20 protein-coding genes are annotated in these 18558 nt (G+C 72.7%); 15 read left to right on the forward strand and 5 right to left on the reverse strand.

Features of this window, described 5'->3' with window-relative positions:
• Positions 1–411: 411 nt before the first annotated feature.
• The 4 genes from mfd (at position 412) to ACFYML_RS16390 (ending at position 7630) form a co-directional block, all read left to right on the forward strand.
• A complete protein-coding gene (mfd, locus tag ACFYML_RS16375) occupies positions 412–4065 on the forward strand; it encodes a transcription-repair coupling factor (RefSeq protein ID WP_387421397.1) in 3654 nt (1217 codons plus the stop codon).
• Positions 4066–4167: 102 nt separating this feature from the next.
• A complete protein-coding gene (locus tag ACFYML_RS16380) occupies positions 4168–4932 on the forward strand; it encodes a hypothetical protein (protein WP_387421398.1) in 765 nt (254 codons plus the stop codon).
• A gap of 2 nt (positions 4933–4934) precedes the next feature.
• Positions 4935–5921: a nucleoside triphosphate pyrophosphohydrolase gene (locus ACFYML_RS16385; RefSeq protein WP_387421399.1), complete on the forward strand. Its 987-nt coding sequence runs from the start codon at positions 4935–4937 to the stop codon at positions 5919–5921.
• Positions 5922–6010: 89 nt separating this feature from the next.
• Positions 6011–7630, forward strand: a complete 1620-nt coding sequence (locus ACFYML_RS16390) for a DUF885 domain-containing protein (protein WP_387421400.1) — start codon at positions 6011–6013, stop codon at positions 7628–7630.
• 18 nt (positions 7631–7648) lie between these two features.
• Here the strand turns inward: ACFYML_RS16390 and ACFYML_RS16395 are convergent, their stop codons facing one another.
• Entirely contained in the window at positions 7649–8614 is a 966-nt protein-coding gene (locus tag ACFYML_RS16395) for an NAD(+) diphosphatase (protein ID WP_387421401.1), read from the reverse strand.
• Positions 8611–9306: a hypothetical protein gene (locus ACFYML_RS16400; RefSeq protein ID WP_387421402.1), complete on the reverse strand. Its 696-nt coding sequence runs from the start codon at positions 9304–9306 to the stop codon at positions 8611–8613. Before ACFYML_RS16400 ends, ACFYML_RS16395 begins: the two co-directional genes overlap by 4 nt.
• A gap of 232 nt (positions 9307–9538) precedes the next feature.
• Here ACFYML_RS16400 and eno point away from each other — a divergent pair, with 232 nt between their 5' ends.
• The 8 genes from eno (at position 9539) to ACFYML_RS16440 (ending at position 14617) form a co-directional block, all read left to right on the forward strand.
• A complete protein-coding gene (gene eno / locus ACFYML_RS16405; protein ID WP_387421403.1) occupies positions 9539–10822 on the forward strand; it encodes a phosphopyruvate hydratase in 1284 nt (427 codons plus the stop codon).
• A 29-nt stretch (positions 10823–10851) separates the two neighbouring features.
• Complete coding sequence (locus tag ACFYML_RS16410) at positions 10852–11481, forward strand: septum formation initiator family protein (protein WP_387421404.1); 630 nt, start codon at positions 10852–10854, stop codon at positions 11479–11481.
• Positions 11482–11504: 23 nt separating this feature from the next.
• Positions 11505–12062 (forward strand): DUF501 domain-containing protein, encoded by a 558-nt coding sequence (locus ACFYML_RS16415; RefSeq protein WP_387421405.1) that lies wholly within the window; start codon positions 11505–11507, stop codon positions 12060–12062.
• A gap of 1 nt (position 12063) precedes the next feature.
• Positions 12064–12573 carry an amino-acid N-acetyltransferase gene (locus ACFYML_RS16420; RefSeq protein WP_387421406.1) on the forward strand — a complete coding sequence of 170 codons (510 nt, stop codon included), beginning with the start codon at positions 12064–12066 and terminating at the stop codon, positions 12571–12573.
• A 58-nt stretch (positions 12574–12631) separates the two neighbouring features.
• Complete coding sequence (locus ACFYML_RS16425) at positions 12632–13573, forward strand: exopolyphosphatase (protein WP_387421525.1); 942 nt, start codon at positions 12632–12634, stop codon at positions 13571–13573.
• 36 nt (positions 13574–13609) lie between these two features.
• Complete coding sequence (locus tag ACFYML_RS16430; RefSeq protein WP_387273338.1) at positions 13610–13813, forward strand: Arc family DNA-binding protein; 204 nt, start codon at positions 13610–13612, stop codon at positions 13811–13813.
• The gene (locus tag ACFYML_RS16435; RefSeq protein ID WP_387273340.1) at positions 13810–13977 is read left to right on the forward strand and encodes a hypothetical protein; all 168 of its coding nucleotides are present in this window, start codon (positions 13810–13812) and stop codon (positions 13975–13977) included. The genes ACFYML_RS16430 and ACFYML_RS16435 overlap by 4 nt, the downstream gene beginning before the upstream one ends.
• A gap of 205 nt (positions 13978–14182) precedes the next feature.
• Entirely contained in the window at positions 14183–14617 is a 435-nt protein-coding gene (locus ACFYML_RS16440) for a peptidoglycan-binding protein (protein ID WP_387273342.1), read from the forward strand.
• 144 nt (positions 14618–14761) lie between these two features.
• Here ACFYML_RS16440 and ACFYML_RS16445 read toward each other — a convergent pair whose 3' ends face one another.
• The 3 genes from ACFYML_RS16445 to ACFYML_RS16455 form a co-directional block, all read right to left on the reverse strand.
• Positions 14762–15451, reverse strand: a complete 690-nt coding sequence (locus ACFYML_RS16445) for a hypothetical protein (RefSeq protein WP_387273344.1) — start codon at positions 15449–15451, stop codon at positions 14762–14764.
• Positions 15452–15635: 184 nt separating this feature from the next.
• Positions 15636–15953 carry a helix-turn-helix domain-containing protein gene (locus ACFYML_RS16450; RefSeq protein WP_387273346.1) on the reverse strand — a complete coding sequence of 106 codons (318 nt, stop codon included), beginning with the start codon at positions 15951–15953 and terminating at the stop codon, positions 15636–15638.
• Positions 15950–16312: a type II toxin-antitoxin system RelE/ParE family toxin gene (locus tag ACFYML_RS16455; RefSeq protein ID WP_387421407.1), complete on the reverse strand. Its 363-nt coding sequence runs from the start codon at positions 16310–16312 to the stop codon at positions 15950–15952. Before ACFYML_RS16455 ends, ACFYML_RS16450 begins: the two co-directional genes overlap by 4 nt.
• Positions 16313–16493: 181 nt before the next feature.
• Between ACFYML_RS16455 and ACFYML_RS16460 the strand changes: the two genes are divergently transcribed.
• From ACFYML_RS16460 to ACFYML_RS16470, 3 genes are all read left to right on the forward strand, one after another.
• Entirely contained in the window at positions 16494–16826 is a 333-nt protein-coding gene (locus ACFYML_RS16460; protein ID WP_387421408.1) for a PadR family transcriptional regulator, read from the forward strand.
• Positions 16823–17833, forward strand: coding sequence for an HAAS signaling domain-containing protein (locus ACFYML_RS16465; RefSeq protein ID WP_387421409.1), 1011 nt, complete (start codon positions 16823–16825; stop codon positions 17831–17833). The genes ACFYML_RS16460 and ACFYML_RS16465 overlap by 4 nt, the downstream gene beginning before the upstream one ends.
• Before the next feature lie 142 nt (positions 17834–17975).
• The gene (locus ACFYML_RS16470) at positions 17976–18473 is read left to right on the forward strand and encodes a hypothetical protein (protein WP_387273354.1); all 498 of its coding nucleotides are present in this window, start codon (positions 17976–17978) and stop codon (positions 18471–18473) included.
• Positions 18474–18558 lie beyond the last annotated feature (85 nt).

Raw genomic sequence — 18558 nt, forward strand, 5'->3', positions numbered from 1 at the left:
GCCCTCTTTCTCGGAAACAGTGGTCTCCCGAGCGCTGGTGGCCACTACTTCCGGGAACTAGTGCGGATCTTGGCCGGCGCGGTGCAGGGTGCGCGGCCCCGGGTGTGGATCTTGGGCTCCGCGGTGCGTGGGTGCGCGGGGCCGGGGTGCGGATCTTGAGCGGGGTGGGTGGGCGTGCGGATCTTGGGCTGCGCGGTGCGGGGGTGCGCGGGCCCCGGGGGCGGATCTTGGGCGGGGCGCGGTGGGCGTGTGGATCTTCGGCGGGCGCAGGCGCGGGCGGGCGCGGGGTGTGGGTGGGCGGCGGCTGGGGCCCGGAATGTCCGGGGAGGGGGATAGTCTCGAACCTTGCACCCCCCGTCCGGCTGGACGCGGGGTCGTCGCCGTGCGTCGACCTCCTGGAAGTGATCACAGATGCTCACCGGACTCTTCTCCGCCGCCCTGGCCGACCCGGGGCTGGCCCGGGCGCGTGACCTGGCGCGCTCCGGTGCCGCGCAGGTCGACGGCCTCGACCTCACCGCCCCGGCCGCGCTGCGTCCGTTCGCGGTGGCGGCCGTCGCCGCAGACGAGCCGGTGGGCGGCGCCGGGCGGCCGGTGCTCGCCGTCACCGCCACCACCCGGGAGGCCGAGGACCTGGCGTCCGCGCTGGGCAGCCTGCTGCCGCCGGAGCAGGTGGCGGTCTTCCCGTCCTGGGAGACGCTGCCACACGAGCGGCTCTCGCCCCGCTCCGACACCGTCGGGCGGCGGTTGGCCGTGCTGCGCCGGCTGGCGCACCCCGAGTCGGCCGACGCGCACGGGCGGACGGGGCCGCTGCGGGTGGTGGTGGCGCCCGTCCGGTCGCTGCTGCAGCCGCAGCTCAAGGGGCTCGGCGACCTGGAGCCGGTGCAGCTCACCGCCGGTGACGAAGCGGACCTGGAGGATGTCGCCCGCCGGCTCACCGACATGGCGTACGCCCGGGTCGACCTGGTGACCAAGCGGGGCGAGTTCGCCGTCCGGGGCGGCATCCTGGACGTCTTCCCGCCCACCGACGAGCACCCGTCCCGGGTCGAGTTCTGGGGCGACGAGGTCGAGGAGATTCGCACCTTCGCGGTCGCCGACCAGCGGACCATCGAGCAGGTTCCGCAGCTCTGGGCGCCGCCGTGCCGGGAGCTGCTGCTCACCCCGGCGGTGCGCCGGCGAGCCGCCGCGCTGGCCGAGGAGCACCCCGAGCTGGCCGAGATCCTCGACAAGCTGGCCGAGGGCATCCCGGTCGAGGGGATGGAGTCGCTCGCCCCGGCGCTGATCGGCGCCGGCTCGATGGAGCTGCTGCTGGACTGTATGCCGGCCGGCACCCACGTGCTGCTCTGCGACCCGGAGCGGATCCGCACCCGGGCGCACGACCTGGTGCGTACCTCCGATGAGTTCCTCCAGGCGAGCTGGGCCGCGGCCGCCGTCGGGGGGCAGGCCCCGGTCGACCTCGGCGCCGCCGCCTTCCGGACCCTGGCCGACGTACGCACGGCCGCCCGCGCCCTGCGCCAGCCCTGGTGGACCCTGGCGCCGTTCGGGCTGGTGGAGGCGGAGGCCGCGCCCGCCCGGCAGCCCTGGGAGGACGAGCCCACCGAGGTCGACGTGACCCCCGACGACGCGATCGCGGTGATCCTGGCCGCCCAGCCGGCGCCGCTCTATCACGGCGAGACCGCCCGGGTGGTCGACGACCTCAAGCGCTGGGCCGGCGAGGGCTGGTCGATCGCGCTGGTCTTCGAGGGGCACGGCCCCGCCCAGCGGGCCGTCGAGGTGCTCCGCGACGCCGGGCTCGGCGCCCGGCTCGCCGAGGAGGTGCCCGCCGCGCCCGCTCCCGGTGAGGTGCTGGTCTCCTGCGGCTGCCTGACCGCCGGCTTCGTCGACGAGGCGTCCCGGTTCGTGCTGCTCACCGGCAACGACGTGACCGGAGGCCGGGGCGCCTCCACCCGGGACATGCGCAAACTGCCCAGCCGGCGGCGCAACACGATCGACCCGCTGGAGCTCAAGGCCGGCGACCACGTGGTGCATGAGCAGCACGGCATCGGCCGGTACGTCGAGCTGGTGCAGCGCACGGTCAACGGCGCCTCCCGGGAATACCTGGTCATCGAGTACGCCCCGAGCAAGCGCGGCCAGCCGGGCGACCGGCTCTTCGTCCCCACCGACCAGCTCGACCAGCTCTCCCGGTACGTCGGCGGCGAGCAGCCCACCCTGCACAAGATGGGCGGCTCGGACTGGCAGAAGTCGAAGGCGCGCGCCCGCAAGGCGGTCCGCGAGATCGCTGCCCAGCTCATCCAGCTCTACGCCGCCCGCAAGGCGTCCAAGGGGCACGCGTTCGGCACCGACACCCCGTGGCAGCGGGAACTGGAGGACGCCTTCCCCTGGCAGGAGACGCCGGACCAGCTCGCGGCGATCGAGGAGGTCAAGCGGGACATGGAGCAGACCGTCCCGATGGACCGCCTGATCTGCGGCGACGTCGGGTACGGCAAGACCGAGATCGCGGTTCGCGCGGCGTTCAAGGCGGTGCAGGACGGCAAGCAGGTGGCCGTGCTGGTGCCCACCACCCTGCTCGTGCAGCAGCACTACAACACGTTCGCCGAGCGGATGAGCCAGTTCCCGATCACCATCCGGCAGCTGTCCCGGTTCCAGACGCCGAAGGAGGCCGAGCAGACCCTGGCGATGGTCGCCGACGGCACCGCCGACATCGTCATCGGCACCCACCGGCTGCTCCAGGCGGCCACCCGGTTCAAGCAGCTCGGCCTGGTCATCATCGACGAGGAGCAGCGCTTCGGCGTCGAGCACAAGGAGCACCTGAAGACCCTGCGCGCCTCGGTCGACGTGCTGGCCATGTCGGCCACCCCGATCCCGCGCACGCTGGAGATGGCGATCACCGGCATCCGGGAGATGTCCACCATCGCCACCCCGCCGGAGGAGCGGCACCCGGTGCTCACCGCCGTCGGGGCGTACGACGAGCGGCAGGTGGCCGCCGCCGTGCACCGCGAGCTGCTCCGCGACGGTCAGGTGTTCTACCTGCACAACCGGGTCGAGTCGATCGAGCGGGCGGCCCGCCGGATCCGCGAGCTGGTGCCCGAGGCCCGGGTCGCGGTGGCGCACGGGCAGATGAGCGAGGAAGCGCTCGAGAAGGTGATGGTCGGCTTCTGGGAGAAGGAGTTCGACGTTCTGGTCTGCACCACGATCGTGGAGTCCGGCATCGACATCCCGAACGCGAACACGCTGATCGTGGAGCGGGCCGACCTGCTCGGCCTGGCCCAGCTGCACCAGATCCGGGGCCGGGTCGGCCGCGGTCGGGAACGGGCGTACGCGTACTTCCTCTACCCTGCGGACCGGCCGCTGACCGAGAACGCGCACGAGCGGCTGGCCACCATCGCCCAGCACACCGAGCTGGGCGCCGGCATGTACGTGGCGATGAAGGACCTGGAGATCCGGGGCGCCGGCAACCTGCTCGGCGGCGAGCAGTCCGGCCACATCGAGGGCGTCGGCTTCGACCTGTACGTCCGGATGGTCGGCGAGGCGGTCTCCGCCTTCAAGGGCGAGCACGCGGAGTCCGACGGCATGGCGGCCGAGGTCCGGATTGATCTCCCGGTCGACGCGCACCTGCCGCACGACTACGTCGGGGTGGAGCGGCTGCGCCTGGAGATGTACCGCAAGCTCGCCGAGGCTCGCGACGAGGAGCGGCTGCGCGAGGTGGTCGCCGAGATGACCGACCGCTACGGCGAGCCACCCGCGCCGGTGCAGAACCTGGTCGCGGTGGCCCGGTTCCGGCTGCTGGCCCGGCAGTACGGCCTGGCCGACGTCTCGATGCAGGGCAAGCACATCCGGTTCAGCCCGCTGCCGCTGCCCGACTCGAAGCAGCTGCGGCTCAAGCGCTACCACCCGGATTCGGTTTACAAGCAGGCGCTTGACCAGGTCAGCGTGCCCCGGCCGAGCACCCGCCGGGTCGGCGGCGAGCCGCTGCGCGACCAGGCGCTGCTGGAGTGGTGCGCCCAGCTTCTCAGGGACGTGCTGGGCGAGCCGGTCGCGGCGCAGCCGGCCGGAGCGGCGGCCCGGTGAGCGCGACGGGCGGGGGGACAGCTGGTCGGAGCGGCGGCGCGGTGAGCCCCAGCGGGGTGGGCGGCGTCACAGCTGCGTGGCGGGCATGAGAGAGTGGCCGTCATGCGTGCTCGCCGTCTTGTCGCCGCCGCCAGTGTGGCGGTGGGTCTCGTCGCCCTCGCCGGTTGCCGTTCCGAGCCGGGAGTCGCCGCCTACGTCGGTGACCACCGCATCACCGAGGATGCGGTGACCCGCCTGCTCGACGAGTTGCGGGCCGAGGCGCCCACGCCGAGCGCGGAGCCGAGCGCCGGCCCGGAGCAGGCCCCGCCGGCCGAGGTGCGGATGCCGTCCCGCACCCAGGTGGTCAGCAATCTGGTGCTGCTCGACGTGTGCCAGCGGCTCGCCGACGACAAGGGCTACCAGCCGCCGCAGCAGCGGGTCACCGCGAGCCAGATCGCCCCGCAGCTCGGCGTCCCCGCCGACACCGCGTACGCCGAGCGGGTGGCCGACCTGACCAACTGCATGAACAGCCTGCCCACCCCCGAGCCGGTCGCGCCCAATGAGCAGGACCTCGCCGAGGTGGTCGCCGCCGGCAAGGCGGCCGGGGTGATCCCGGCCGAGGTGACCGTCCAGCAGGCCGCCGCCCAGCTCGACGGCGACCAGCTGCGCGGGGCGCTGGGCAGCAAGAAGGTGCTGGCCGACGCGATCACCGGGTACGAGGTCAGTGTCAGCCCCCGGTACCGCCCGCTGGAGATCCCGCTGCTCAGCTTCGCCGCCGGGCAGGCCGCGGTGAGCGTGCCGCTGGGCGAGCCCGGTTCCGACTCGGTGACCGACGTCTCCAAGCCCGAGCCGGAGGTCACCGAGTCGGCCGGCACGGTCGCACCCTGAGCATGACCGCCCGGATCGTCCTGCTGGTCACCTCGCCCCGGCTGCCGGCCGGTCTGCTGACCGCGTCCGCCTGGGACGTCGTACGCTCCGCGCCGGTGCTGGCCGGCGCGGAGAGCGAGCTGACCAGGGCGGTCGGGGCGGCGGGCGCCGAGGTCACCGTCGTGACCGAGGGCGCCACCCAGGCTCTGCTCGACGCGGTGGCGGAGCACGGCACCGCGGTCTGGCTGGCCGGGCCGACCGGCGACGAGGCGCTGGCCCGGGAGCTGGGGCTGCGGCTGGCCCGGGAGCCGGGCCTGGCCGAGCTGGAGCTGATGTACGGGTCCTGGGATCCGCCGGGCGCCCGGCTGCTCGACGCGGTCGAGGTGATGGACCGCCTCGCCTCTCCGGGCGGTGACCCTTGGAAGCGGGCGCAGACTCACCGCAGCCTCGCCGGCTTCCTGCTCGAGGAGTGCTACGAGGCGTACGACGCGATCAGCGCCGACGACACCGACGCGCTTCGCGAGGAGTTGGGCGACGTGCTGCTGCAGGTGCTGCTGCACGCCCGGCTCGCCGAGGAGCTGCCGGAGGGGAAGCGCTGGACGGTCGACGACGTGGCCGGCGGCCTGGTCGACAAGATGGTCCGGCGCAACCCGCACGTCTTCTCCGGTGAGCAGGCCGGGTCGATCGAGGAGATCGAGGCGGCCTGGGAGCGGATCAAGCGGGCTGAGAAGGCGCGCGCGTCGGTGCTGGACGGCATCGCGCTGAGCCAGCCGGCGCTCGCCCTCGCCGCGAAGATCCTGGACCGGGCCGGCCGGATCGGTCTCGCCGTGCCGCCGCCGCTCGCCGAGTCCCAGGTGGACCCCGAGGCCCGCCTCGGCGCCAGCCTCCTGGCCACGGTCGCCGCCGCCAGGCAGGCGGCCATCGACCCCGAGGCCGCCCTCCGCCGCACCACCCTGGCGTACGCGGACGCCGTCCGCGCCGCCGAGTCCGCCCAGCGCGAGCCGAGTTGATCAAGAAGTTTGCGTCGGAGCGTGCGCTCCGACAGACGCAAACCTCTTGATCAACGAGAACGTCGGGGGGGATCGGTAGGGTCGTCGGTATGGAAGCGTTTGTGCCGCTGGCGGAGCGGATCGTGGAGGCGTTGCTGGAGAGCCGGCCGGGGCTGGCCACGTCGGCCGGTGACCACCGCTACGACGACCGGCTGCCCGACCTCTCCGCCGACGCCCGAGCCGCCGACCAGGCGATGCTCCGGGACGCGGCCGACGCGCTCTCCGAGCTGGACCCGGACTCGCTGGACGTCGAGGAGCGGGTCGACCACGCGCTGCTCAGCAGCCTGGTCGACCGGGACCTGTTCGAGGCGACGGAGATCCGCGCGTACGAGTGGGACCCGCTGCGGCACAACCCGGGTCCGCTGCTGCACGCCCTGCTGGCCCGCCCGTTCGCGCCCGCCGAGGAGCGGCTGACCTCGCTGGCCGGGCGGCTGGCGGCCGTACCCGACGCGCTGGCGACCGCGCGTGCGACGCTGCGCGACATGCCGCGGATCCACGCGGAGACGGCGGTCGGTCAGTTCACCGGCACGGCGGCGCTGATCCGCGACGAGCTGCCGGGGCTGCTGGCCGAGGCCCCGGCGATGTACGGCCGGGTGGAGCCGGCGGCCACCGCGGCGATCGCCGCGCTGGAGGAGTTCGTGGCCTGGCTGCGGATGGGCCTCTCCGCCGACGCGGGCCCGGGGCGTGACCCGCGGCTGGGCCGACGGCGCTGGGAGGCTCGGCTCTGGCACACCCTCGACACCGAGCTGAGCGCCGCGGAGGTGCAGCGCCGCGCCTGGGACAACCTGGACCGGGTCACCGCGGAGATCCGCGAGGCGGCCGTCGAGCTGGTCGGCGGCCCGGCCGACGACGAGACGGTACGCCGGGCCCTGGACCTGCTCGCCGCCGAGCACCCCGACGACGCCACCATCGTGGACCTGGCCTCGGTCACGCTGGACGAGGCGACCGACTTCGTCCGCGCGCACGACCTGGTCACCCTGGTCGACGACCCGTGTGTGATCCAGGAGATGCCGGAGTTCGCCCGGGGCGTGGCGGTGGCCTACTGCGACTCGCCGGGCCCGCTGGAGACGGCGAACGTGCCGACGTTCTACTGCATCGCGCCCACCCCCGCGGACTGGTCGGCGCAGCGGGTCGAGTCGTTCTACCGTGAATACAACGACCACATGATCCGCAACCTGACCGTGCACGAGGCGATGCCCGGGCACTTCCTCCAGCTCGCCCACGCCCGCCGGTACGCCGGCCCGACCCGGGTCCGGCCGCTCACCGAGTCCGGGGTGTTCGTCGAGGGCTGGGCGGTCTACACCGAGGAACTGATGACCGGCCTGGGGTTCGGTGGGCTGCCGGTCCGCCTCCAGCAGCTCAAGATGCAGCTCCGGATGACCATCAACGCGCTGCTCGATCAGCTCGTGCACTGCGACGACCTGCCCGAGGCGGAGGCGATGGCGCTGATGACCGGGCGCGGCTTCCAGGAGGAGGGCGAGGCGGCCGGCAAGTGGCGGCGGGCGCTGCTCACCTCCACCCAGCTCTCGACCTACTTCGTGGGCTACAGCGAGCTGGCCGACATCGCCCGCTCCCGCCCCGAGGGGGTGTCGGTCCGCGAGTGGCACGACGCGATGCTCGCGCACGACTGCCCGCCGCCGCGGCACCTGCGTACGCTGCTGGGGATCTGACCGGCCGGGCGCGCGGGTTCAGGGCCGCGGGCGGGCGGCGGCCGCGTCGATCAGCCAGCGCGAGAGGGAGTACGCCGGCGGCAGCTCTGCCGGCAGCGCGTCCACCGGGAACCAGCGGGCCTCGGTCAGCTCCTTCGCGTCGACCATCGGCTCGGCGTCCGGGTCGATCACCGGGGCGGTGAAGCCGGCGAGCAGGGTGCCCGGCCCGGACATCGCCCAGGGCTGGCTGTCGACGTAGGACGGCCGCCCGATGCTGAGCCCGACCTCCTCGCCGACCTCCCGGTGCACGGCCGCCTCCAGCGACTCGCCCGCCTCCACGAAGCCGGCCACCAGCGCCCACAGCTCCGTCGGCCCGTACGCGTGCCGCACCAGCAGCAGCTCGTCGGGGCCGCGGGCCCGCCCGGGACGGGTGATCGCCACGAGCACCGCGACGGAGAGCGGCACGAACACCGTCAGATTGCAGCCGGGGCAGCGGCGGGCGGTCTCGCCCGGCACGTCGGCCAGTTCCGTCCGGCACGCCCCGCACCACCGGTGCGTACGCCGCCAGGTGATCACGGCGAGGGCCCGCCCGGCCAGGGCGGCCAGCGGTTCCGGCAGTTCGGCGGCGATGCCCCGCCAGCCGCCCCAGCGGCCGGGCAGTGCCTCGGCGTCGGCCACCTCGGCCGCCCAGGCCGGCACGCCGTCCAGCGTCCCCACCGGCACCCAGTCGAGGCCGGTGGGCAGGTCATCGATTCGGAGGAACCCGGCCGGCCCGGTCAGCAGCCGGCGTCCGGCCACCGGCAACGCCAGGTCGCCGGGCATCGGGGGTCGGGTCCGGTCGGCGCCCGGGACGAATCCACCCCCGCCCGCCCCGGCCCAGGGGGTCAGCGCGTCGGCGGCGGGTGCCGCGTCGCCGGATGCGGCAGGGGCGTCGGTCCCGGCCGGCGCCTCGGTCCCGGCCCGGGATCCGGTCGCGGCAGCGGCTTCTTCGGGCCGCCCGGTCACGAGGTCTCGGGGCGGCGGCGGTCCACCACGCCCGCGCCGGCCGGCACGTCGAAGCTGGCCGCCTCGACGGTGTCGGTGTAACGGCTCAGCGTGATCTCCGCCGGCTTGCCGTCGAGGGCGCCGGTGAAGCTGGCGAGCACCCCCTCGGTGGTGACGCAGGCGGTGAAGCGCTGGCCGGCGCGGGTGACGTCGACGCACGTGGCGTGGCGGCCGGCCAGGGTGGTGTCGCTCTGCTCGATGGTCGCCTGAGTGTCCAGGGCCGCGTCGGTCAGCAGCCGGATCACCGCTGGCGGGGTGACCTGGCCGTGCTGGCGGGCCTCGGTGTAGACGATCACCGACGGCTTGCCGGCGGTCAGCACCGGCGGCGACACCTCGCAGGAGGTACGCCTGCCGGCGGTCGCGCAGCGGGTCACCGCCTCCTGAGTCACCGTGATCTTGCCGTCCGGCCAGGTGTACGCCGAGCGGAGCGGCTTCGCGGTCTGGGCGATCGAGGCGGTGTGGCCGCCCGGGAGCTGGTATTCGGCCGCCCAGGTCTGCTCCAGGGCCCGGTCCATCCGGGCGGCCAGGTCGTTGACCAGGTCGGCCCGCCCGAGCGCGACCCCGGCGTCGTCGAGGGTCTGACAGCCGGTGACCGTGAGCGACGCGATGATCGAGGCGGCGAGCGCGCGAAGAGTCGTCGAGGCGGCGGGCATGGCGCCCAGCCTTGTCGATCGGGGCAACCTCTCGCAAACCCGTTGCCGGTTGACGCCCGGGATTTCGGGAATGTCCGTCGTGGCGGGACCGCGGGGGCCGTCACTGAGCGTTGCGGCCCGCCGGGCCGCGGCGTGCGTACCTCGGGGGCCCGATACGCTGCGTTCAACACCTGCCTCAGCCGCACCGTCGCGGCCCATACCGGACCGGAACACACAAACGAGGAGCGACTCAGTGGCAACCATCGAGGGAATCGTCGCCCGGGAGATCCTGGACTCGCGGGGCAACCCGACGGTCGAGGTCGAGGTCGGGCTCGACGACGGCACGATCGCCCGCGCCGCGGTGCCGTCCGGCGCTTCCACCGGCGCGTTCGAGGCGATCGAGCTGCGCGACGGTGACAAGGACCGCTACCTGGGCAAGGGTGTCGAGAAGGCGGTCACCAACATCGAGGACAAGATCGTCGACGAGCTGATCGGGTACGAGGCCAGCGAGCAGCGGCTGATCGACCAGAAGATGCTCGACCTCGACGGCACCGACAACAAGGCCGAGCTGGGCGCGAACGCGATCCTCGGCGTCTCCCTGGCCGTGGCGAAGGCCGCCGCGGGCAGCGCCGAGCTGAGCCTCTTCCGCTACCTGGGCGGGCCGAACGCGCACCTGCTGCCGGTGCCGATGATGAACATCCTCAACGGCGGCGCGCACGCCGACTCGAACGTGGACATCCAGGAGTTCATGATCGCGCCGATCGGCGCGCCCACCTTCCGCGACGCGTTGCGCTCGGGCGCCGAGGTCTACCACGCGCTGAAGTCGGTGCTGAAGAAGAAGGACCTGTCGACCGGCCTCGGCGACGAGGGCGGCTTCGCCCCGAACCTGCCGACCAACGCCGCCGCGCTGGACCTGATCGCCGAGGCGGTGGAGAAGGCCGGCTACCGGCTCGGCACCGACATCGTCTTCGCCCTCGACGTGGCCGCCACCGAGTTCTTCGACAACGGCACCTACACGTTCGAGGGGGCCAGCAAGACCGCCGAGGAGATGAGCAACTACTACACCAAGCTCGCCGGCGACTACCCGATCGTGTCCATCGAGGACCCGCTGTCGGAGGACGACTGGAGCGGCTGGGCCACCCTGACTGCGGCGCTCGGCGACCGGATCCAGATCGTCGGCGACGACCTCTTCGTCACCAACCCGCAGCGGATCGCCCGGGGCATCACCGAGAAGGCCGCCAACGCGGTGCTGGTGAAGGTCAACCAGATCGGCTCGCTCACCGAGACCCTGGACGCGGTGAACCTGGCCCACCGGGCCGGCTTCGCCTGCATGATGAGCCACCGCTCGGGCGAGACCGAGGACACCACCATCGCCGACCTGGCGGTCGCCACCGGCTGCGGCCAGATCAAGACCGGTGCCCCGGCCCGGTCCGACCGGGTCGCCAAGTACAACCAGCTCCTGCGGATCGAGGAGGAGCTGGCCGACGCGGCGCGGTACGCCGGCGCCGGCGCGTTCCCGCGCTACCGTTCGGCCTGAGCGGAGAGCTCCGGGGGAGGGGTGTGACGATGCAGCAGCGCCGCACACCGGGTGGTCAACGTCCCGCCCGTCGGCCGGGTCAGACCGGCCGGCCGGGCGCTGCCCGGACGTCGGCCCGCGAGGGCGGCGTGCGCGCCGAGCCGCGGGCCGCCGGTCGGTCGTCCGGTGGCGTCCGCGGCACCGATGGCGCTCGCTCCGCGAGCCGTCCCGCGGCGGCCCGGCGTACGGCCGCCGGGGGCACCGTCAAGCGGCTCACCGCGCCCCAACCCCGGCGCTTCACCGGGCGCGCCACGGTGCTCTTCGCGGTGTTGATCGCGCTCGCCCTGGCGTACACCTATCCCGTCCGGGTCTACCTGGACCAGCAGGCCGACATCGAGCGGATGGAGGCGTCCCAGGTCGACCAGCGGAAGCGGATCGAGGACCTCACCGCCGAGGCGGCCAAGTGGAGGGACCCGGCGTACATCGAGACGCAGGCCCGGGAGCGCTTCTTCATGGGCCGGCCAGGGGAGACCCTGCTGGTGGTGCTCTCCGACCCGGAGGGGGCCGCCCGGGACGCCGGCAAGGGCGCGAAGCCGGGGCCGCCGAAGCAGCCCGACGCCTGGTACGACACCCTGTGGTCCAGCGTGCAGGCGGCCAACGCCGAGCGCTCGGACAACTAGGCAGCACCCCGAAAGGCGACACCGTGAGCGTCGTACCACCGCAGGATCCGGCGGCGGATTCCGTACCCCCGCCCGAGCGGCAACCGGCCACCGAGGCCGACCTGGCCGCGGTGGCCGCGCAGCTCGGGCGCCCGCCCCGCGGCACGCGGGCGGTGGCCCACCGCTGCCCGTGCGGCCTGCCCGACGTGGTCGAGACGACGCCACGGCTGGCCGATGGCACCCCCTTCCCGACGCTGTTCTACCTGACCTGCCCCCGGGCGACGGCGGCGTGCAGCCGGCTGGAGTCGGCCGGGCTGATGAAGGAGATGGCCGAGCGGCTGGCCGCCGACCCGGAGTTGGCCGCCCGCTACCGGGCCGCGCACGAGGACTACCTGGCCCGCCGGGACGCGATCGGCCAGGTGCCGGAGATCGCCGGCATCTCGGCCGGCGGCATGCCCGGCCGGGTGAAGTGCCTGCACGTCCACCTCGGGCACGCGCTCGCCGCCGGGCCGGGGGTCAACCCGTTCGGCGACGAGACCCTCGCCCTGGTGGAGAAGTGGTGGGCGGCTGGTCCGTGCGTGGACGTCCCGGCGGCGGAGTGAGATGACGGCCGACGAGATCGTGGTCCGCCGGGCCCGCACCGCAGACGTACGCGGCATCCGGCGACTCGTCGACACCTACACCGACGACCGGCGGCTGCTCAGCAAGGCCACCGTCACCCTCTACGAGGACGTGCAGGAGTTCCGGGTGGCGGTGACCCCGGACGGCACGGTGGTCGGCTGCGGCGCCCTGCACGTGATGTGGGAGGACCTGGCCGAGATCCGTACGGTGGCGGTCGACCCGACCTGCCGGGGCCGCAAGATCGGGCACCGGATCGTCGGCGAGCTGATCGACGCCGCCCGGGAACTGGGGGTGGCCCGGATCTTCGTGCTGACCTTCGAGACCCGGTTCTTCGGTTCGTTCGGCTTCCAGGAGATCGACGGCGCGCCGGTGCCGCAGCCCGTCTACGAGCAACTGCTCCGCTCCTACGACGAGGGCGTGGCCGAGTTCCTCGACCTGGAACGGGTCAAGCCGAACACCCTCGGCAACATCCGCATGCTGCTGCGCCTGTGACGAAGGCTCGACCGGTTGGGGCACCGGCTGCCGTAGGGTTGCTGCCGTGACGACGCGCGTGGCTGCCATCGACTGCGGGACCAACTCGATCCGGCTGCTGGTCGCCGACCTGCCCGACCGGGAGGCCGGCCCGCAGGCGCCGCTGGTGGACCTGTGCCGCCGGATGGAGATCGTCCGGCTGGGCCAGGGCGTCGACCGGACCGGCCGGCTCGCGCCGGAGGCGATCGAGCGGACCCGGGTGGCGCTCGCCGACTACGCGGCCGAGATCGAGAAGTTCGGCGCGGAGCGGGTCCGGATGTGCGCCACCTCGGCGACCCGGGACGCCAGCAACGCCGCCGACTTCCGGGCGATGGTCGAGCAGACCCTCGGCGTGCCGCCCGAGGTGGTCACCGGCGACGAGGAGGCCCGGCTCTCCTTCACCGGCGCGGTGCGCGGGCTGCCCGCCGACGCCCGGCCGCCGTACCTGGTGGTCGACATCGGCGGCGGATCGACCGAGTTCGTGGTCGGCACCCGCGAGGGCCGGGTGGAGGCGGCCGTGTCGATGGACATCGGATGCGTCCGGATGACCGAGCGCCACCTGCACGGCGACCCGCCGAGCCTCGACGAGATCGCGGCCGCGCAGGCCGACATCGCCGTGGCGGTGGACCGCGCGCTGGCGGTGGTGCCGGGGCGCGAGGCCGCCACGCTGATCGGGCTCGCCGGGTCGGTCACCACCGTCGTCGCCATCGCCCAGGGCCTCCAGGCGTACGAGCCGGAGCGCATCCACCACGCCCGGGTGTCGTACGAGCAGGTCGCCGAGGTCACCGCCGACCTGCTGGCAAAGAGCAGCGCGCAGCGGCTGGCCATCCCGGTGATGCACCCCGGCCGGGCCGACGTGATCGGCGCGGGTGCCCTGGTGCTCCGGGTCATCATGGAGCGCGCCGGCATGTCGTCCGTCGTCGCGTCCGAGCACGACATCCTCGACGGCATCGCCTGGAGCCTAGCGGCGACCTCGGGATAGGTGATTTCCCCTGCGTGTGGCCGGTATGGTTCCCATATGGTCACCACGGTCAATCTTCCGGACGGGCTGCACGAACGGCTTAAGCAGCTCGCCGAGCAGGAGCACCGGTCGATGAACGCCACCATCGTTGTGGCCGTCGAGGAGTACGTCTCGGCGCGCAATCATCGTGCCCGCGTGCGGGATCTTGCGCGGGAGGTTGCCGAGCGTGACGCCGAACTGCTGCGGCGGTTGGCGCAGTGATCAACTATCTCGAGGTCGACGACCTCGTGGAGATCGCCTCGATCGTGTTGGGTGAGACGCCGCAGGTCCGTGATGTCGGTCTGCTCTCTTCGGCGATGGTCCGCGGCGGCACCCTGACCGAGGTCTCGGACATCGCCCGCGAGCTCCGCAAGCTTTATGTCTGAGCATCGACAGAAATTCTGTCGCAGATGCCGGACGGCATCGCCCTGGAGCCTGCAGTAGCAGGTTGGACCAACCGGGTTCGATGGACCGGTTCCACCCCTGATGCATTGAATCGGAAGAATGTCATAGCGGTCGATGGAACCGGGAAGACCCTGTTACTGTCTCGCGGAGATGCTCATCGATGCATCACTACGGGGAGGAGTGTGGATGTCGAAGCGTGTTGTTCGGCGAGCGGTTGCGGCGGTTCTGCTGGTGGTGACCAGCGGTTCGGTCCAGTTGGTGGGCTCCGGCCCGGCGTCCGCCGCGACGCCGACCTGCGTGAAGTCTGTTACCTATCAGGGGGCCCTGGTGCCCGCCGCGTCGACCAATTCGGTCGACTGCAACATGGTGCGCGGGAACGTCAGTGACGGGGTGGCCCGGCTGCAGGACACGATGAACGACTGCTACCCGGGCACGCTCAGGGCGGTCGGCGTCTACCCGCTGATTGTCGACGGCAACTTCGGCGGTAACACGCAGAAGGCGCTGATCGAGGTGCAGAAGGTCGCCCGCACCACGGCGGACGGGGTCTACGGGCCGAACACCCGCAAGGCGATGCTGCACGTCGACCCCGACTACGGGGACCCCTGCCGCCGCGTCAGCTGAGTTCCTGCCGGACCGGCAGCCCGCGCCGGGATGGGCGAGGTGGGCCGGCAGAGGTGGGTCAGAACAAGCTGACCCACCTCTGCCTTGGTGGTGATGCGCGCGGCATCGGTGTCCCCAAAATGCGGCATCACAAGACCTGCCGGTTCACCTCGACGGCTGGCGCGGCCAGTCCGACGACCGCCCGGGCCGGTCCCCGGCGCCGCCCGACAGTGAGCCGGCCCAGTCCGAAGCGCCGGTCCCGTCCGAACGACTGGCCCCGCTCGAACTGCCGGCCCGTACCAGCTCCGGCTCGGGGGTTTTGCTCGGCGTGCCCAGGCCGAGGCCGTCCACACCCAGCGGGCGGTCCTGTTGCGTCGCGGGCGAGAGGATCTCGTCCGGCTGCAGCGCCCCAGGTCCGTCGGCTTCGGGTTGCGGCCACCGCTGCCAGCGGCGGACGCTCACGACCGCGACGAGCAACAGCGAGCCCACCAGCAGGGTGGTCCCGGTCCGGACGGGGGCTGCCAGGTCGACCTGGTAGCCGGCCAGAGTCGGTTGGTGGTCGAGGAGTTTCATCAGCGAGGCCGGGCTGACCAGCAGGCCCAGGTAACTGGCCGAGTAGAACAACCCGGTCAGCGTCGCGCCCAGCGGGGAGATCCGGAGTGTGGCGACGAGCCCGAGCAGGATCCCAGCCGCCGCCAGCACGAGCGCGGGCCGGACGAGATCAGCGCCGTCCAGCGCGCCGCCGTTCTGTGCGTCTGCGAACGCCTGCGCCGACCGGTCCTGCCCAAGGGCGAAGAGGATCCAGGCCGACGGGCCCACGATGGCTGCGGCGATCACGGTTCCGATGTGTCGCATCGGGGCAAGCTACCGACCATTCTCGTGAATCAGCAGGCACGTAAGGAGAACTTAAGTGCCAGCACAGCACGTATCCGGTTTTGGCGGGCAGGCCGTCACATTGCGGATTCCCTGAGTGATGCAGCACGCGGTCATCAACGTGACCCAGCACCAGGAGTAGGTGTCGACCGTTGAACGGGGCAGATCAAGCGATAGCGGCGATGTCCCCGTCGTCGAAGTAGATGGCCTGGTGGAGCTTCCCCCCCAGAGCGGCGGCGAACCGGGCGACGACCTCCTGGCCGGAGATCTGGCCTTGCTCGATCTGCGAGACTCGGCCCTTGGTGACACCCATCCGGTCCGCCACCTGCTGTTGCGTCAGCCCGCGCGCACGTCGCACTTCCGCCAGTCGGTGCCCGATGACCTCGGCAAGGAGCTCCTGCTTGCCTGCCTCGACGGCCTCCTCTCCACCGGCACGCGTGACGTGCTCGGCGCGGATGTCCTGCCACCGCGAGTAGTTGCTCATGCTTCCCCCTCCTGTCGTGCTCGTTCCTTGAGGTAGAGCTCATAGCGGTGTTCGGCGAGCGGGATGGCGTCCCGGTACCACACGTTCCACTGTCCTGACTTGTCCCCGGCAACCAGCAGGATGCTCGATCGCCAGGGGTCGAACGCAAAGAGAATACGTACGCTGCCAGGTCGCAGTTCCTTCAAGTTCGCCATCGATGAACCGTGAATGGTGTCGATGAGTGGCCGCCCGAGCCCGGGTCCGTGTTCGGCCAGAAGATCGATCGCATGCACAACCCGGCGATAGGTGTTGCCGTCGAGGGTCTCGATCCATTGCCGCACCTCGTTGACGAGGTAGACGTCCCACTCGCCTGCCACCATAAGCTGAGTATAGCAATCGCTATACCTAGGACGGGTCTGTTGCTTCACGTGTGCCTCGTCAGGCGCGTTCGGTGGCGAGGCGGGCGCCGAAGTCGAGCAGCGCCACGCGTGGCTGAGCGCGAAGGCCGGAGGGCTACTGTTTTCTTGACGGTACTGTGCAATCCACAGTACCGTGCAACGCGTGGATACGACGCAGCTCCTCAAGGGCGTGCTCGACCTGGCCGTTCTCGCCGTGCTCAAGGACGAGGACGGCTACGGTTACGACATCCTCCGCCGGCTTCGCGAGGCCGGCCTGGAGGAGGTCGGCGACGCCTCCGTCTACGGCACCCTGCGCCGGCTCTTCGCCGCCGGCCTGCTGACCGCGTACGTGGTGCCGAGCGAGTCCGGCCCGCATCGCAAGTACTACGCCCTCAACGCCGCCGGCCGGGATCAGCTCACCCGCTCCGGCAAGACCTGGCGCTCCTTCGCCACCACCATGCACGCACTGCTCGACGATCGGGGGATGGCGGCATGACCGTCACTGGGCAGGAGATCGCGGACTATGTCGAGCGGGTGCGGGCCGCCCTGGCCGACCTGCCGCCCGCCGTCCGCGACGAGTTGACCGAGGACCTGGCGGAACACCTCACCGAGGTCGCCGCGGAGGCCGACGGCACGCTGGTCGACCGGCTGGGCACGCCGGAGGCGTATGCGGCCGAGCTGCGGGCCGCCGCCGGCGCGGACGGGGACGCCGGGCAGGCGTCCGTGGACCGTCGGTTCGCCGCCGCCCGCGCCCGGATCTCCGCCGGCCTGCGCGGCCTCGACACCCGACTCGGCCCCCTCCTCGGGTACGCCACGGCGAGTGAGTTCCTCCGCCCGCTGCGCCCGGCGTGGTGGCTGGTCCGCGGGTGGTTGGCCGCGCTGCTGATCTCCGCCGCGCTCGGCGAGCCGTCCGGGTTGCTGCCCCGGCTCAGCGGCAGCGTGCTGGCCGGCCTGTTCCTGCTCGCCGGCACGGTGCTCGCCTCGATCTGGCTGGGCCGCCACTCCGTCGGCTTTCGGGGCTGGCCGCGGCGGCTGCTGCGGCTCGGTACGGCCGCCCTGCTGCTCTTCGCTTTCGCCGCGCTGCTCAACGTGGACCAGCACGCCCGCTCGGACGACTTCGGGCCCTACGCGGGGGTTTCGGTCGGCAACCCGTACGACTCGATCGAGGACGTCTTCGTCTACGACGAGGAGGGGCGCCTGGTGCGGAACGCTCGGCTGTTCGACCAGAACGGCGTGCCGATCCGGCTCGGCTACCCCACCTGCGTCGACAGCGGCCAGTACCCGCCGCGCAACGTCTATCCGTACTGCCCGGACCGCGCCCCCTTCGCGCCCCGGCCGGCCGCCCCGGCCCCGACCGCGTCGCCCGCGACTCCGGCCCCGACGGTGTCGCCCGAGCCGACCGGCAGCCCCACGGCGTCCACCACGCCGACGGACACGCCGACCGCCACCCCGCCGTCCGGGGCGCCGGAACCGGCCGACCCGGCGTCGGTCCCGACCCGCTGACTCCTCGCCGCGGGGCGCCCGTCGACCGACGGGCGCCCCGCTTTTGTGTCCATGATGGACCGATTGGCAGGGGAGGGGCGGCGGTGTCCGGTCCCGGTCGCTACGGTGTCGTCTGCTCATCGACTCCCCTGAAAGGACCCCCGTGTCAGAGCAGGCCACCCTCTCCTCCGCCGAGCCCGCAACCGACGGGACCCCGCCGTCGGAACCAGCCGGCGATCCGGCCGCCCCGTCCCGTCTCGGCGCCGTGCTGGGCGTGGTCGTGCTGCTCCTCGGCGTCGCCACCGCCCTGCTGGTGGGTTTTCTGATCAAGGTGGGCCCGAGTGGCGACCTGCGCGACGTCTTCGGCGGCGGTGACGGCACCGCCGAGGCGAGGATCGGTGACTGCGTGGCTGAGCTGCCCACCGTCGCCGGCGTCGAGGCGAAGGCGGCCGACGATGCGCGAATGGTCCGCTGCGACTCGGCCGCCGCGGCGTACGCGGTGGTCGGCCGGGTGCAGGACCCGGCGGCGGCCCGTACCCGCTCGGCGGCGGCGTGCGAGCCGTACTTCCGGCCGGGCGACGACGGGTACGTCCTGTACCGCGTCGGCGACGACGGCGACGGCTACCTGCTCTGTCTGGTCCGCCAGGCGAACGGGAGGTGAATGCCACTCTGCCGGCGTCTTCCCCGGGCTGCCGGGAGCGTGGCACGCTACCGGCACGTAACGCCCACTGGGCGACCAGCCAACG

This window comes from Micromonospora sp. NPDC007230 (assembly GCF_042869115.1).
Taxonomy (GTDB): domain Bacteria; phylum Actinomycetota; class Actinomycetes; order Mycobacteriales; family Micromonosporaceae; genus Micromonospora.

Coding starts and splice junctions, on each gene's coding strand:
- mfd (WP_387421397.1), top strand. CDS start 412: ATGCTCACCGGACTCTTCTCCGCCGCCCTGGCCGACCCGGGGCTGGCC.
- ACFYML_RS16380 (WP_387421398.1), top strand. CDS start 4,168: ATGCGTGCTCGCCGTCTTGTCGCCGCCGCCAGTGTGGCGGTGGGTCTC.
- ACFYML_RS16385 (WP_387421399.1), top strand. CDS start 4,935: ATGACCGCCCGGATCGTCCTGCTGGTCACCTCGCCCCGGCTGCCGGCC.
- ACFYML_RS16390 (WP_387421400.1), top strand. CDS start 6,011: ATGGAAGCGTTTGTGCCGCTGGCGGAGCGGATCGTGGAGGCGTTGCTG.
- ACFYML_RS16400 (WP_387421402.1), bottom strand. CDS start 9,306: ATGCCCGCCGCCTCGACGACTCTTCGCGCGCTCGCCGCCTCGATCATC.
- ACFYML_RS16410 (WP_387421404.1), top strand. CDS start 10,852: ATGCAGCAGCGCCGCACACCGGGTGGTCAACGTCCCGCCCGTCGGCCG.
- ACFYML_RS16420 (WP_387421406.1), top strand. CDS start 12,064: ATGACGGCCGACGAGATCGTGGTCCGCCGGGCCCGCACCGCAGACGTA.
- ACFYML_RS16430 (WP_387273338.1), top strand. CDS start 13,610: ATGGTCACCACGGTCAATCTTCCGGACGGGCTGCACGAACGGCTTAAG.
- ACFYML_RS16440 (WP_387273342.1), top strand. CDS start 14,183: ATGTCGAAGCGTGTTGTTCGGCGAGCGGTTGCGGCGGTTCTGCTGGTG.
- ACFYML_RS16445 (WP_387273344.1), bottom strand. CDS start 15,451: ATGCGACACATCGGAACCGTGATCGCCGCAGCCATCGTGGGCCCGTCG.
- ACFYML_RS16450 (WP_387273346.1), bottom strand. CDS start 15,953: ATGAGCAACTACTCGCGGTGGCAGGACATCCGCGCCGAGCACGTCACG.
- ACFYML_RS16455 (WP_387421407.1), bottom strand. CDS start 16,312: ATGGTGGCAGGCGAGTGGGACGTCTACCTCGTCAACGAGGTGCGGCAA.
- ACFYML_RS16465 (WP_387421409.1), top strand. CDS start 16,823: ATGACCGTCACTGGGCAGGAGATCGCGGACTATGTCGAGCGGGTGCGG.